Source organism: Pseudoalteromonas sp. Of7M-16 (assembly GCF_022347805.1).
Classification (GTDB): domain Bacteria; phylum Pseudomonadota; class Gammaproteobacteria; order Enterobacterales; family Alteromonadaceae; genus Pseudoalteromonas; species Pseudoalteromonas luteoviolacea_F.
The window spans coordinates 273,625-289,839 of the sequence record NZ_JAKRFY010000002.1; the positions used below are offsets into that span (position 1 = coordinate 273,625).

At 42.0% G+C, this 16,215-nt stretch carries 9 protein-coding genes; 1 reads left to right on the plus strand and 8 read right to left on the minus strand.

Annotated features, from left to right (window positions below; genetic code table 11):
* Window positions 1-251: 251 nt before the first annotated feature.
* From recD to MHN81_RS03175, 6 genes are all read right to left on the minus strand, one after another.
* The gene (recD, locus tag MHN81_RS03150; RefSeq protein ID WP_239425010.1) at window positions 252-2,141 is read right to left on the minus strand and encodes an exodeoxyribonuclease V subunit alpha; all 1,890 of its coding nucleotides are present in this window, start codon (window positions 2,139-2,141) and stop codon (window positions 252-254) included.
* The gene (gene recB / locus MHN81_RS03155) at window positions 2,141-5,668 is read right to left on the minus strand and encodes an exodeoxyribonuclease V subunit beta (protein ID WP_239425011.1); all 3,528 of its coding nucleotides are present in this window, start codon (window positions 5,666-5,668) and stop codon (window positions 2,141-2,143) included. The genes recD and recB overlap by 1 nt, the downstream gene beginning before the upstream one ends.
* Window positions 5,655-8,948 (minus strand): exodeoxyribonuclease V subunit gamma, encoded by a 3,294-nt coding sequence (gene recC / locus MHN81_RS03160; RefSeq protein WP_239425012.1) that lies wholly within the window; start codon window positions 8,946-8,948, stop codon window positions 5,655-5,657. Before recC ends, recB begins: the two co-directional genes overlap by 14 nt.
* 129 nt (window positions 8,949-9,077) lie before the next feature.
* The gene (locus MHN81_RS03165; protein WP_023402193.1) at window positions 9,078-10,106 is read right to left on the minus strand and encodes a GGDEF domain-containing protein; all 1,029 of its coding nucleotides are present in this window, start codon (window positions 10,104-10,106) and stop codon (window positions 9,078-9,080) included.
* 148 nt (window positions 10,107-10,254) lie between these two features.
* The gene (locus MHN81_RS03170) at window positions 10,255-11,244 is read right to left on the minus strand and encodes a GGDEF domain-containing protein (protein ID WP_239425013.1); all 990 of its coding nucleotides are present in this window, start codon (window positions 11,242-11,244) and stop codon (window positions 10,255-10,257) included.
* Window positions 11,245-11,260: 16 nt separating this feature from the next.
* Window positions 11,261-12,352: a methionine synthase II (cobalamin-independent) gene (locus MHN81_RS03175; RefSeq protein ID WP_023402195.1), complete on the minus strand. Its 1,092-nt coding sequence runs from the start codon at window positions 12,350-12,352 to the stop codon at window positions 11,261-11,263.
* Window positions 12,353-12,545: 193 nt separating this feature from the next.
* On the opposite strand from MHN81_RS03175, the gene MHN81_RS03180 reads away from it, so the two are divergent.
* Window positions 12,546-13,076 (plus strand): hypothetical protein, encoded by a 531-nt coding sequence (locus tag MHN81_RS03180; protein ID WP_239425014.1) that lies wholly within the window; start codon window positions 12,546-12,548, stop codon window positions 13,074-13,076.
* Here the strand turns inward: MHN81_RS03180 and MHN81_RS03185 are convergent.
* The gene (locus tag MHN81_RS03185) at window positions 13,026-15,608 is read right to left on the minus strand and encodes a serine/threonine-protein kinase (protein WP_239425015.1); all 2,583 of its coding nucleotides are present in this window, start codon (window positions 15,606-15,608) and stop codon (window positions 13,026-13,028) included. The genes MHN81_RS03180 and MHN81_RS03185 overlap by 51 nt on opposite strands.
* Window positions 15,609-15,963: 355 nt before the next feature.
* Window positions 15,964-16,209 (minus strand): hypothetical protein, encoded by a 246-nt coding sequence (locus MHN81_RS03190; protein WP_239425016.1) that lies wholly within the window; start codon window positions 16,207-16,209, stop codon window positions 15,964-15,966.
* Window positions 16,210-16,215 lie beyond the last annotated feature (6 nt).

Sequence of the window (16,215 nt, forward strand, 5' to 3'; positions counted from 1 at the left end):
AATACTTTAACTGTATCTAGCGCTATAAAAGTACAAAAGTCAATAAAAGACTGAGTGTAAAATATGCAGTTTGCATTTGCACAATTGACGTAAACGAAGTTAAGGAAAACCATGATGAATTTAATAAAAAAGGCCGCCTACGACTTTGGCGGCACATTCACTGGGCAATAAAAAGCAGCGCAATTAATCTCTGTCTGCTTTAGAGATAACCATAGCCCAATATCACAACGAAACAAATAAAAAACAAAAATTTAATCATTTAGCAACCTATGACGTAACCCTGAGCTTCGGCCCACAGATTTATTCATGGCTAGTCGTAATACTTGTGGCTGGCAGATTAATTCAAAATGATGTTTTGCACGTGTGATCCCCGTATAAACCAATTGCCTATTAATGCCCTGACGTGCTCTTTGAATTGGCGGTAAGATCATTGCTGTATAACTAAATTCAGAACCTTGCGACTTGTGAATTGTCATCACATAAACTAAGTCGTGGCTAGGTAAACGTGCCGGATTGATTGACCTAAGATTGCCTTGCTCATCAATAAATGTAGCGAATAGCTGGCCACTGCTGTCTGGTAAAATGATACCAATATCACCATTAAAAAGCTTAAGTTGATAGTCATTCTGCGTGATCATCAAAGGCATACCTGCATAATAGCGGCTGTACGGACGGATCAGATTTTGCTGTGCTAGTTTGTGTTCAATACGTTTGTTAAGTTCATTGACGCCATACGGACCCTCTCTGACCGCTGCAAGCAGTTGATATTCAGAGAATAGCTGGTGTATTTGCTCAGTGTCTGCGCCATCTTTGATGGCTCTAAGGTACACGCTATACGCACTAGCTGCACTTTCAATCATATTAAGGTATGACTCATTTGATAAATTGAACAAGCTCAGTTCATCAAACCCCTGCTGGATAACCCAGTCGAGATGGTTTTGATCATTGTTATTCACCGCTGCGGCAAGCTGACCAATACCACTATCGCTCTTAAAGCGATGACTCTGCTGTAAAAATGCCATCACATCTTGCAACACGAATTTGCTGCTCGCACCTGATAGTATTTTTTCACCGTCAAAACACGTCTGATTGAGGAACTCAGCCCGTTGTGAAGAGTACTTAGGGTTTAGGCCTAACTTTAGCTCCGCACATAGGTCATTAAGAATACAGCCAGTATCAACTGACGCCAGCTGGTCTTTGTCTCCCAGTAGATACAATCTAGCCCCTTCCGGCAATGCCGCAACCAATTTACTCATCAATGAAAGATCGACCATAGAGGCTTCATCGACAATCAACAAATCAAGGTGTAACGGGTTTTTTTCGTGATATCTATATTTGTTACTGTTGGGTATAACCCCCAACAAGCGATGAATTGTTTGCGCATGCTCAGGGATAAGTTCAGCCAACTCTGGTGCTAAATATAACCGTCCCTTTGCGCCAATTATCGATTCACTGAGTCTGGCCGCAGCCTTGCCCGTCGGCGCTACCAGTTTGATATTCAAAGGCGCTTTTGCATACAAAGATTGTAATATTGCCAATAGTTTTGTCACGGTTGTGGTTTTGCCAGTCCCAGGTCCACCGGTAATGACACAAAATGCACTCGATGCCGCGATTGCACACGCAACCTTTTGCCAATCAATCATCTGCCCTTGCGTATCTGGAAAGTACACATTTAGCAACTGCTTTAATTGAGGGGTATCTAAGTCAATTTTTCGTTTCGCCAGTGACGTGAATCGTTTTGCCAAAAACGCCTCATAGTTTGCTAAACGTGCCAAATAGAGCTGTTCATTAAACATGACTATCGGTTTATCATCACCCACTGCTGGGTGTGAATGTAGTGACTCTAGGGCCTGTGATTTATCTTTAAAGGGAGTCAGCTCGATAGTCTGTTCCATCTGCTCCAGATTTAATTCAAATGGGTTAAACCAATCAATATCATTCAAAACTAAACAACTATGTTGATTTTGTTCAGCTTTTAACAGCAGCAAAATAAGGTAAAAAACATCGTCAAATTGTGATTCACACAAGAGCTTCGCAAGGGCGATATCGACGCTTCGGACTTTGCGTTGTTCTAACAACACATCTAAAAAAAGTGTGTCGTCAAAATTATCCACGGAGAAATCTAACGAAAACTGAGACATTATCCAGCCTCCTGTTCAAAAAGTGCATCCAGCGACAGTAGCTCTTGCTCCGTCAATTCGTTGAAGTATACCCCTCCCCCTTCAGGCAATGCTCTTAAGAATAAATAATAGACTCCACCCAAATGGGTTTGGATAGAATAATCAGCAAGACGGTATTTTAACAAACGGTGCAAAGCAACACTGTATATCAGATACTGTAGATGGTATTGATGCGATGTCATTGCTGACCACAAGTTTTCATCATTGTAGTCATGCAATTCATCACCTAAATAATTCGACTTGTAGTCTAAAACAAAATATTTCCCTTGCCATCTGAAGATCAAATCAATAAAGCCTTTGAGCATGCCTACCACATCATCAAACTGCAAATAACTTGGCTGACCTGTAATATCGCTTAGAACTTTATTAAGTTGACTTGATTTTAACGCCGTTAGCGGGAGGTGAAATTCCATTTCGACCAGGCAGTTATCAGGCGACAATTGGCTAAGCGATAAGTCACCTTGTGTATTGAGAGGACAAACCAAGCTCTCTTGCACCCACAAAACCACACATTCCAGCCACTGTATATCTATGTGATATTTATTTAGGCAATTTTCCACTACTTCATTCAAAGGCAGCTTGCCTTCTGCCACTGGGTGGTGGGGAGACGTAAAATCGATTTGCTCGTAGATCTCATGCAGACAACTACCCGCCTTTGCGCCTTTAACAAAGCTATAAGGCGATTTGACCGGGGTTTGCACCATTCTTGGTAGGTCTAACTCATGATGCTCATCTAATGCGCCTGCTGGCCTATCATCATGATGAGCATGGTAACTTAACTGACTAAAGCTCGTTGTACGCCAGTTGGTTTCTATGGAGGTTGGCTGCTCTTTTACCGTGAGCACAAGAGAAGATTGTTCCTGCTCTTCCCCAAAATGAGCTACCTGAGGGTCGTCAAATATCTCCATCGACATTGCTGGGTGTACTTGGCAAATTTGTTCCAGTGCTTGGTGCCACTGCTGCGCTTCTTTAAAATCACAACTGCCAAATAGTGCAAAACCAAGCGCAGTCTGACCAATCCCGAGCTTTTTACTGCGCCCTAATGCAATATTGTACAGCCCCAACTCACAATAATGTACAGCACGAGTCAACGCCACATAGAGCAATCGAATGTCTTCCGCAAGACGCTCTTTTGACGCTGCATGCATTGCATTATCATCGGCATCAAGATCGATAATGAGGTTATCCCCCTGATGATAAACGACTTCACTGGGCTCACGATACCCTATTGCAAATGGCATATAGACAATTGGATATTCAAGACCTTTAGACGCATGCATGGTTACGATTTTCACCAAATTAGCGTCACTTTCAAGCCTTAACTGTGCACCATCAAGCGTCGCTTCTGCACATTGGATACTCAACCACCTCAAGACACGCTGGGTCCCTTCGAGCTCAATTTGCTTGTGCTGCAACAGTTCAGCTAAATGGCGATAATCAGTCAACCAGCGCTCAACTTCATAACCATTTGCACGCCAAATATTAGCGAGCTGATTATGTACCATGAGCTTTTCCAACATAGCCATAGCACCACTTTGGTACCAAACTCGTTTCAGCTCGGCAAAAAAGTCCAAATAGCCCTGCCATTGTTGTTCGCTTTGAGCAAGGACATAAACCTCTTCATAATTAAGTGAAAATAGTGGACTCACCAATACACCGCGCAGCGCGGCTTCATCATAGGCACCGTGTAACACGTGTAGCAATTGATTTAATGCGCTGGCAACAGGCTGGCCGTATACGCTGTCTCTCGCTAAGTAAACCGCACTAACACCACTGGCCTGTAACGCTTGCTTCATAATCGCAGCTTCGTTTCTGTCTCTTACTAATACGCATATATCTGCTGCCTTTACCGGGTCCTCACCGATCATGGCTAGATTATTCTTCGCCTGTGATAGCAAAGTGGCTATTTTAGCTGAAAATGTTTGTGCAAGTGCTTGCTGTGCTTGCGCTTTACTTGTTACGCCACCAGCGCTGTCATAGACACAAAAATTCAGCACACTGTCTTTGTCATCAGACAGCGATTGGTCTGCTGATTTGCCCTGAGCATCTACCGAATAAAAAGGAATGTCATCATTAAAAATAAAACTGCTGTCATGCTGAGTAAAAATAGTATTCACACTATCTACTACAGATTTAGCAGAGCGGTAATTTTTTGCGAGAGTAAAATGCCGGCCAGCTTCGACGGCTTGTTTGGCCTTTATATACGTAAAAATATCTGCACCGCGAAACCCATAAATTGCCTGTTTGGGATCGCCGATCATGGTAAGAGCAGTGTCGTCTTGTTGACGATAGATCGCACTAAAAATACCATACTGAACCGGATCTGTGTCCTGAAACTCGTCAATGAGTGCGACTGGAAACTGCTGAACTATTTTATCAGCAAGTACTTCGCCTGCACTGCCTTGCAAAGCTTGGTGTAAATTGCTCAATAGATCATCAGGAGAAATCGAGCTCTGAATTTGTTTGTGTTGTACCAACAGAGATTTTACTTGTTCTAGTGCGTCTTGTAATAACGCAATAGGCAATAAGTTTTTAACCTGATGGTGCAAATTCGCCATTTCGTCAAACTGCAATATCATCTCATGAGAAATAAGCTCAGCGTTTTTTTTGTAGTTTTTCGCATCCCCTAACTGAGCGCTGCCCCACAGATTAAAAGAGTGTTTGCTCGTACCAAATTCAAAATACCACGCGTCTGATGCGATGTAATCGCCAAGGGCATTAATATTTGCAACGCGTCCTGGTGCTTTGTTTTTTGCCAGTGCTGAGTCAGTTAAACAGGCTAAAAATTCACTTTCACGCACTGCTTGCTTAAACGTTAATGCACGCTGCTGATATTGTTTTCTAGCCGCTAAAATATCTGCCAACTCAACCTTAGGTGTCAGTGTCTCGCCAGATTTGTTCATCAGTGGCATAAGCTTTTTCATTAAGCTTTGGGGGTGAGCGAAGTGCTCTAAAACCAAAGCTGTCAGTTCTTTATCTAACGCATATAAAAACTTTCGCCAGTGATCCTCTACCGCCGTTTTTAACAACTCACTCTCATCGAGGATAAACTCAAGATTAAAGCTCAACTTTGATTCAAAGGCATGTTGCTTTAACATTCTTTGACAAAAACCATGAATAGTAAAAATTGCGGCCTCATCCATCGATTTTGCCGCCGCATCAAGCAATTTGAAAGCAGCCTTTTTATCTTCAATTTGCGCCAACAGTGCCGGGATCAGCGGATCCTTACACTCAGCCCCCAGCAATGCATCACGCGCATCGATGATCCTCGCCCTGACACGATCTTTAATTTCTTGTGTTGCCGCTTCAGTAAAAGTTACCACTAAAATTTGTTCAACACTTAGGCATGTAGAACCTGAGCCTTCAGCCAAACCGAGTAAATACCTCAGATAAAGCGCGGTGATCGTATAAGTTTTACCGGTGCCCGCACTGGCTTCAATTAGGTTGTGGCCATACAACGGCATGGTGATCGGGTTAAGCATCTCCATGTTGTTGCTCCTTTTCTAACGCTATAATTGGTCCAAGTAAAGATTTACTCAGTGACATAAACTCTTCCAAGCACGACTCTAAATCTTTGAAGTTAAGAGCGACATAGGGATCTTCAGATTCTCCTACCCCAATATATTGGCCACCTGCAAACTTTGCATTCGCCTTCCCAATATCCTCCGTATCGGCAAATGCATAACTCGAAGCTGGGAAAAAAGGCACCGGCTGAGTGAGCAACTGCGTATAAAAGCCCACCCAGGTTTCCAGTAATTGCAATGCGCTCGGTTTGTCTATCGCATCAAAAGTAACCTGCTCATCTAAGCCAATTATGGTCGTATTCATCGTTGACACAGCCGCATTGGCAAGCAAGTGATAGATGAAGGCTCGGATCTTGTCTTTCGCTTTAATGCTCGCAGGTCTATAAAAAATTTGTTCGCTACCAAATAGCCTGTCCAACCAGCCGACTATCTTGATGCCATTTACCGAGATAGCGACCTCTTGTGGGGCACTAGCATCCATCAGTTTTGACTTTAATACTGCGACCATGGGCAGTACCCGCTGCTCCAACAACTCTAATTGTATTTCTCCCACAAATGCCTGCGGTAAGTGACCTCTTTGTAACATCTGCTCGGTACCAAGTGGCTGCTCATTAATATGGGTATCGAGAATTTCTTGCAAGTATTGGTAACGTGTTAGAGGGTCTAACGCAAAGGGTTCAGTATCGTCCTGATACTCTGTCGCAGACGCTATCTTAATACCCAAACATGTTTGATAAAAATAACTTTGTGGCGCTGTAAATGCACGTAGCAGTTGAGCGAGCTCCAGCTCCTCTGGTGGTGTTAAAATCAGTGGCGATGGCGAACTTTTCTCCTCTTCTGCTGGCAAAAATAACCAATTGGGATTGTAGCTTTGCAACTGACCACACTGATAGTGAAGAGGGTTGAATGGCTGAAGTGGTGCTTGATGCTTTAACCGTACGCTGAGCGGCTCGTTGCGACCCCCACAGTAAAAGCTTCTGTCTATATATTCAAATAATTCACTCACTAACACTGAAGGCACTTGAATTTCATTGTTAAAACAAGAACGACCTATATAGCTGACATAAAAATGCAATCTCGCACTTAAAAGCGCTTCCAAAAACAAGTACCGATCATCTAATTTCCGTGAACGGTCACCTTTTCGTCTTGAGGAAGCTGGCACCAAATCAAACCCTATTGGCTGAACTTGACGAGGATAATCAGCATCGTTCATGCCAAGCAGGCATACCACTTTAAATGGCACGGCTCGCATTGGCATCAAAGTACAAAAATTCACGGCGCCGGATAGAAATCGCTGTCCAACCCCTTTTTCTTGGATCCCTTGCTTTACCAAATAAGCCAATACTCTGGGCTCTATGGAACTGCGCATATCACCGTTTTCAAAGTGCTTTTCAATACCTTCAATTACTTTATGGAGCTGCATTAAATCCCAGGTTTGCTCGGCATCTTGATGATAGAAACGGCCAAGTAACTGCCGTAACAAGTCCGCTTTTTGCGCAAGGTCACCGGCATTTGCGAGCTGCTGCTTTGCTATGTCCAGAGCTTCCACAAAAGCAACCAACTTACTTAAAATATTAATGGCCATGCCTTCCACTAGATCAGCCGGATATACGCCGTTAAACTCTATCTCCTCACTGCTACTAGCAACCCCAAGCAATAGGCGGTTTAAACCATGAAACCAAGTATTGAGTGGCATTTCAGGTAAACCGTGGTCGGCCTTATTTTTTGCATCTAGCCCCCATTTAATGACGACTTGGTCAAGCCAATATTTAACTTGCTCAAACTCAGACGCATCAAGTTCAAAGCGACTTGAAATAGCTTCTACCGCCAACAAATCCAAAATGTCAGAAACGCCAAATCGACTAAATGGCAAATTAACTAAAGTCACAAATGATGACAGTACAGGTTTTTCTTGCTCTATCGCCATGTCGGCCAGAGCGTAAGGGATGTACCTTTTACTTTGTGCACTGCCAAATACCGCTTCAATATAAGGACTGTAACTTCCCACATCTGGCATCATAATAATGACATCTTTAGGCGTAAGTTCTGGGTATTGATTAAATAAATTGAGAAGGTGGTCGTGCAAACATTCAACTTCTCTTAGCGGAGTGTGGCAATCTTGCAAGTAAATGCTTTTATCATCTTCGGAAACAGGCAACTTACCAGTTTCATTTACGAACCAGTTTGGATCCGCTTGTAAAGATTCACCTTTAAATGCCAGCTGATAAATTTCACTTTGGATCTGCGACAACAGTGAATCATTAAAGTCTTCAACAAACCCGTCAAGCCAGCGAGCATCAAGCTGTAGCAATTGCTCTAGATAGTCTCGACCTAACTTACCCCAAGAAGATAGTAACGGGTTACCAACATTATAGTAGTCTTGCTCTTCATCTAGGCTAGCATCAATCTCAGGTCGTTTTGCATATTTTGCGTGGATCTTAGCTTGTGTTTTTTCATCCACTAAATCCCCCCAATAATGTTCACTGGGGTTAAAGAAAAATAGTAAGACTTCTGTTTTGCTGGCGAGTGCTTGAAACACTTCTAACTGGCTGGTCGGCATTGCTGATAAACCAAAGATGGCGATCCGCTCAGGAAGTACCCCGCGGTCGGCACTTTCCAAAGCTGCGAGCAGTTGCTCATGCATGTTGGCGCGGTTATACGAACTTTGTCCAAGTTGGTGTGTATATTCAACTAACGAGCGCCACAAATCCGGTTGCCAAGAAGCTACCTCAACATCGACATCAGCTAACTGATTGGTCCCAGATTCCCATATTGACAGCCAGTCAGGGCGATACATTAGATATTGGTCGTACACGTCGGCAATTTTTTCGCACAATGTAAATAGTTTTAAGCCATCCAGCTCTTTATCTGCTTGCGCATCTTCTGGTACATCGGCATATAAATAATTTGATAACGGTAAATACAGAGGCTGCGCCAATTTGCTTGGCAGTACATTAAAAAGCTTCCAAGTCATATTGTTTTTATTATATGGCGACTCAGATGGAACGTCGGGCAAAAACTGTTGGTACAGACGCCAAATGAAGCTCAAAGGCAGCGGGAAATCGATCTGAGCTGCCACACCAATATGTTTACTCAATCCGTTTTTCAACCACTGCGACATACCGGGAGATTGAACCAGTACAATATCTCGCTGAAACGGATCAGATAATGGCGCTGTTTGCATTACAGTATTAAACTGCGCCTGTAACGCTTCCATTCGGTTGGATTGAATTATATGCAACATACTTATTTAAGCTGAAAGTCGATTAGATTGAACAGTTTAAGAAAAATATGCTGTGTATAACAGAAAAAAGTTGAAAACAACGCAGTTGTGCAGCGAGTAACCTAAAATCGATTACATTCGCTGCATCTACTAAAATAAATCTATGTCACTGCTTTCAATATGTTGAGTAATTTGCTTGCGGGATATTAAATCTTCATAAAAACCGACTTGATCTCGCCCATGCTCTTTTGCATAGTACAAGGCTTTATCTGCATTTTCTAACACCGTGATTGGAAAGTCATAAGGACTAATACGTGCCAAACCGACACTTACCGTCAACTTTTTAATAAACGGGAAAGAAGTCTTTCTTACTAAATTTAAAAACTGCTCCATTCTTTGTTTTATTGACTCATAATCGGTTGGTTCAAATACAATGACAAATTCTTCACCACCGAAACGAAACAACAGATCAGTTGAACGGAAAAACTCCTGCATGCGCTGTGATAAGATCAACAATACTTCGTCGCCGCATACATGCCCATAGGTATCATTGACACTCTTAAAGTGATCAATATCTACCATAGCTAACCATGATGTAGCCCCTCGGTGTAAAGACCGCAAGTCAGAGCCGTCTCGAATTGCTCGGTTTTGTTCCAACATTTGCTTTTCAAGTAATTGCTTTAACTTCTTATCAAACGTTTGACGATTAAGTAACCCGGTGAGTTTATCACGCTCATTTTCACGCAATATAGTAAGGTAATTCTCGTAAATACGTACAAATGCGTTCAGCATCACCTGTTGTGCACTATCAAGCCCTTCGCACTGTACTTCAATTGCACCCGCGGTTTTCTCATGTATTACAATGGGTAACCAACGCCGCTCAGTGCCTGCCGCATCCTGCATTGTTATACTACACGCTGATTGCAAACAGGAACTCAACTCCGCATGAGGGTCATCAATGATAACCCTGTCTAACCACTCATACTCTCCAACATCATGGACCTTCAATGTCAGACTGCGCTCAACCGTACACGGGCCTTGCCCTTGAATAATCTTAAATACAGAAATACGCTGACAATTAATAAACTCTTGAATTGTAGATAATAAACTATACTCAAGTGAGTCTATATCCCGCGTTTTTGTTATCTTTATAACCGAATTTAATAGTTCTTCTTGCATCACTTGCCTGCTCTATGTTTTCAGTTACATAAAATAGATACTCACACTTGCTTTGCAGTGCAGTACTTCAATAAAACTAAGTATCGATCAGAAAGCTTGCTTCATCAATGCCAATTACCGTAATAACGGGGTTTTGCTAGAAAATAGCTCAAGCTTGATATACAGCAGTGTTCACTTGATTCCGGCCAGCTTTTTTAGACGTGTAGAGGATTTGGTCTAAGCGCTTTAAAAACGCTTGAAGTGATTCCCCTTTTGCGAACTGAGCAACACCAAAACTAGCTGTGACAGGCATCTTGCAGGACAAATTAATTGCAGCGAGGACACAACGTAGCTTTTCAGCCACCATAGCTGCATCACCCAGCGATGTATTCTGACAGATCACTAAAAACTCTTCTCCGCCCCAACGACCACATATATCTGCACTGCGCAAATTATCTTTGATTTTCTGCGCTACAGTTTTCAACACCTCATCCCCTGTCTGGTGCCCGAATAAGTCATTAAACTGCTTGAACAAATCCAAATCAAACAAAATCGCTGTACAGTCACTGTCGTACCTTTGCACAAGATCATGCTGAGCCACCAGTACTTCATTGGTTTTGCGCCGATTATTTAAGCCAGTTAGTTCATCGGTAATAGAGAGTTGCTCCAATCTTATTTCATTGACTTTTTCTAAGGTGATATCTTGCATTAGGCCAACTGAGTTTAAGGGTTGACCAATCGAATTATAAAATGTTTCGCAGCAATGTTTTACATACAGAATCTCGCCATCCGGTTTGATCATCTTGTGCTCAAATGTTTTTTGTTGGCCACCTATTATCACTTCTTGCATTATGGTCGTGCCGACATTTTGCTCTGCTAAACCCCCAATCAACTGCAAAAAATAATCCCATGAAAGGCTATGTGGTGCCAGCTCTTCTCCAAATAGAATCATACTGAGCTCACTTGATATGGACAAATTGTAACTCAAGTGATTCAGGCTCCAGGTGCCAACCTTCGCCAGCTTTTGAATTTCGCGAAGCTTATGATCTTCAAATTGCGCTTTGAGCACCTTTTGGGTCAACTCATGGTTCTCCATCTCCAGCGCGAGCAACTCCTGCTCTAGTTGCTCAATTCTCTCATGTAGATCCAATGTGTTCATAAGGCTATAGCCAAGTCTACTTACATGGCTTTGCAAATAGCTGTTGTTCAGCCATTTTTGTTCCTTCTAGGCGCGCGCGTATCTTTTGATAGGCAATCTCTCTTCCTGTAGATATATCGTCCGCAAATGGCGAAAAGCCACAGTCGTCAGTCGTACCAAGTTGTTCGATAGGGATAAACTCGGTGGCAGCTATAATCAATTCACACACCTCTTCAGGCTTTTCAATTATGGGATCAATCGGGTTTGTCACACCAATAAAGACACGCTGATCGGGCGAGATGATCTGGCCAATTAACCTGAGTACTTTTCGAGGTTCACGCTCGCCTTTGAGTGCTACGTAAAAATTACCAGCGTTTATTTTAAATAATGTCGGCAACAAGTATTTGTAGTCGATTTCTGCACTGTGCGTCGCATCAATATCTGCACCAGGACAGGTATGCACGCCAATCCTTTGTCTCTCTTGTGCACTAAACGCGCTCAAGCAACGATTGATCAGTTCGACAAATGCGCTCAACATGCCACCAGACGGATCTAGCTTTAAGGACAACCTAGCTTCCGTAAAATCAATTTGTACTTTATGGGCACCTAACGTCAAACACCGTCTGACTTCCGCGACATGCTCTGCTACGAGATCTTCAATAAACTGTTGGTGGCAATATCCTTCTATTCCCTTTGCTGGATACACTAGACTCAACATAGACGGAGAGATAACAGCTTGTTTAACAGGCAAATTGGTATGTTTCAAAGCAAATGCTAAGTATTCGTCAGCCGTATTTTCATATTTAAACGGTGCTTTTTTAAGATGGGGAGCGAATACTCGCCGATGACCATCGGAAAAATCGACAATCAAACCTTCCGAACCAAATCTCGGCGAATTATGCAAACAATAGTGCGCAAAACCATCGAACTTACGCTGCTCACCATCACTCACGACACTACAACCAAGATCTGCTAAGTCGTTGAGCACCTGTTTGGTGTGCTCTTCTGCCAATTGATTTAACGTATCGTAATCAATTTTATTGTCGCGGTATTGCTGATATGCCTCAATCAACTCTGCTGTTCGAGGGATAGAGCCTATTTGTTCTGTTGGAATATGTTGTCTTTTCATTGTTGAAAAAAGCTAATCAATATATCAAAAGTATAGCAGCGCCTGACAAAAACCCTATACACATAACCTTTAACGGACAAAGCCCCGTGTAATTGCGTGTAATATTGTCTTCTTCTATGCTGAGTAAAACAAAAAAGGATGAGTTAACACCTAACTATATTTTGACATCAAAACAGCACCAAGGAGACAAAAAGTGAATGATATACTAACCGATGAAAAGCTCGCCCAAATTAATGAAAGTTCCCATCAAGGTTCAACATTTGAATTCGAGGCCTCTTACGACCAAACAAAGTTAGAAACAAACCGAGCAAATATTATATTCATTTCCCCCGATCTAAAACCAAAAGACATAACCAATTACGCAAAAGAGCCTTTTAAAGCAGAACTAGGTAAGACCACCTCGGGAAAGTTCTGTTATGAATTAGATGAAAAAACAGCCAGTGAATACTGTATTGTCGGAATTAATGAAGAACTCAAAGAAAGTATAAGTTCAATTGAACAACAGATTACTTCCAATAGAAAAGGTATTGCCAATAGTGTGCTTATATTAGAGTTAACCCTACAGAACGACGTATTTGGTGAAAAATATGCGGAACTAAAATTTGGTGTTCAATTAAAAAGTAGAGCCAAGGTATCAAGCTCCAATTTATACACGGACAAAGAGAAAACCACCTTAACTATTGATCCCGTGCTCATCATTAGTCGCCCAATTCCACCCAACTGAGCATAATGCCCTATGAGAATCATTAAATTCGGGGTATTTACACAGTGGCTTGAACCAAGGCAAATTGAACCACTTGGGTGAATACCCGCCTTTTATTGTCTCTTGATAGTGAAGTAATGCAGACTGTAGTTCACCAGCAAATGTAAAAATGATAGTTGCCCCATATGCATAGTCTACCTTATCGGATGTTAACTTAATGACTTTGTATAGATATTGCAAAGCCTCTTTGTAACGCTTGAGATGCGCATGGGCTTGACCAACCGCGATCAGCTCATTTAAAGACATGTTTTCGCGATGAGCATTTGTGATCTTTTCATACTCTTTGGCTGCACCTATATCGTTTTGGCTCAATAATAACAAGTCTGCATAGTTTAGTCGCATAACAAGGTTTTCTGGACTTAGTTCAAGCGCTTTTTTGGCAGCCAGCAATGCCTTCTCAATATCCTTAGAATATAAATACGCTAACGATAAATTATTATAGTCCTCTGAGCTATTGCTTTTATCCACCACAGAAAGATACCCCGAAACTGCTGCTTGCCAGCTCCCTTCCAACATACTAATGTCTGCACTTAAGCGACCTGCACGTGTGAAACCTTTGAATGATTGGGAAACCTGTAAAAGTAGTGCTTTCGACTCCTCTACTTGTCCATTACTTAAATACATAACTGCCAAATTGTACTTATTGCGAGCGTCAGGCATAAGTAAAATTGAATTCAAATACATCTCTATCGCATCTTCTATTTGATGCTGAGAATATAAATAATAGCCTCGTAGCTGGTAACTTAACGCTGTTTCTCCATAAAAAGAAAGCCGTTCAAATAACGCATCCACTGCTTCTTTTTGTTGACTTTCGATGGCGAGCACAAGCATATCCACCAAATAAGGCTTGGAAGACTTATAATTTCCAGGAGCGCCCTCAAGTAACCTCTGCAACTGTTCAAGAAACACAGGATCCCTATCCACTTTATAACGCTCTATCAATAAATTTCTTGCCAAGTTGTACAAAGGTAAATAATGTGGGTCTAGCGCGATTAAATCGAGTGTTCGCTGTAAACTTTGCAAAGAGAGATCCCCGTTAAAGTTCACATCATGGTATACGTGCAAGTACTGCTCAAAAAACGTAAACTCCGTTGCCGCTATGCTTTGTCGCTCTCTTACATTGGGTTGTCCAAGTAATTTTGCCGCAAATGACGAGTAAATAGAGCTCATTGCCAAGTAAGCATCTCTTTTTACATTTGTGTTTAATTCTCCTTCAACGATTTGACTATCGGCACTTAACAAAGACAGTCGCACATTACATTGTGCAACTTCACATCGAACTTCAGGTAGAAGGACCGTTGTCGCCCCAGCCGCTTTAACCAAACTTGCGACATCTGATATATCACCGTAAGCCCTATGATTTACCAACTCAGCATTTACAGAGTTTAAAACCACTTGCCGAACTGCACTATCAATCGTCGCCAATAGTAGGCCTGTATTTTCTTTGCTGCCATTACCTGCGACAGTGATTTGTGGCTCAAGTACTAAGGTGTACTGAACTCGGGTTTCTGGTTTTAAAAACAACCAACTGAAATACCCACCAACAACAAAACACAAGGTCAAGATAAACCCAATAGCGAAGCGCTTTAGCTGATCTAACGGACCAAGCTGTCTGCTAGTTTCACTTACGTAAGGCAAGGAAGCCGTATCGTCAGCGTCGCCCGCTTCTAGCAATGCTAGTGTTCTGCTCAATACATTGATAATTTCTTTGCTCGAAGGACGGGCATCCTCTGACTTATCGAGCATCTGACGCAATAGAGTAGTTAATTCCGTTGGTATTGAGGGAGTCAAGCTCTCTGGTTCAATCAATGCACCTCGTTTAATCTTGCTTGCAAGCTCCTCTCCCTCAGCGCTACTAAATGGGTGACAGCCAAACAACAACTCAAAACACAGTACTCCAAAAGAGAATATATCTGTCGCATAGCCAAGGGATCTGCCTTCCAGTTGTTCTGGCGACATTGCTCGGATGCTGCCAAAGCTGTTCGATTGAAGCTGCCCAGCTACGTTGCTATGAAGTGAGTTGGCAATACCAAAATCGGAAAGCTTGACCTCTCCGGTATCAGAGATAAGAATATTGCTGGCTTTTACATCGCAGTGGACCAGCGATAATTGATGAATGTACTGCAACCCATGGGCTACTTTTTCCAAAATTGCTAACTTCTCAGTTAAAGTAAGAAATTTTTGCTTCACATATTTCGCTAAGGTTTGCCCTGACACATATTCAAGCACAAGAAGAAGCTGAGAATCGACTTCTACAATGTCATACAGCTGAACAATATTGGGGTGGTTCGCTTTCGCCATTAGACGCGCTTCATACAGAGCCTGTTCCCGTATTTTGTGATCATCGTGCCGGTCAGTCAGCGTAACACGCTTTACTGCTACTTGCCTGTTAAGGCGTGTATCATTAGCGAGAAAAACATCGCTCATTCCACCAGAGGCAATGTGCTTTATCGGCGCTAAATACGTAACAGAAAAACAGTCCTCATTTTGCATACACTCTACCTACCTTGGATCTAGAACTAATGCGAACAGCTGATATTCTATCCTAACTATAAGTTTAATAATAAATGATTGTCGCCAAATGGTAGATTTTTTGACCTGAACATCTTGTGAAATTCTAAATGGAAATCGTAATGCAGAGCAAAGATTAATAATTTGAGTAAAGGAACTATCGGAATTTGAGAAATATAAAGAAGGAATGGCGGAGAGAGAGGGAGTCGAACCCAACATAAAAAACTAAATAACCAAAAATACCCCGCTATAACTGCACTGCGGAAAAATATGCGGGGTTATATTTGGTTATATTGAGACTGCTTTTAGCCCCAGATTAGCCCCAGCTGCAAAAAAACTATTTTGTTAACGCTGACAACTCATTAAATGCATCGACAAACACACTAACCTTATCTTTACAATCGTATAATTCATCAGACTTTTTGTAGTTCTCAGCTTTTAGCTTTTTTATTTCATCTTGCTGCGTTTGATATTGTGCTACTAGATGATCGATTAATTTTGTCGAAGTATTTATGTTTAGAGAACTTTTCAAACGCTCAATTTCTTTTGCTATGTCACTGCTAGGTCTATATGTAATAGCCATCTCAAA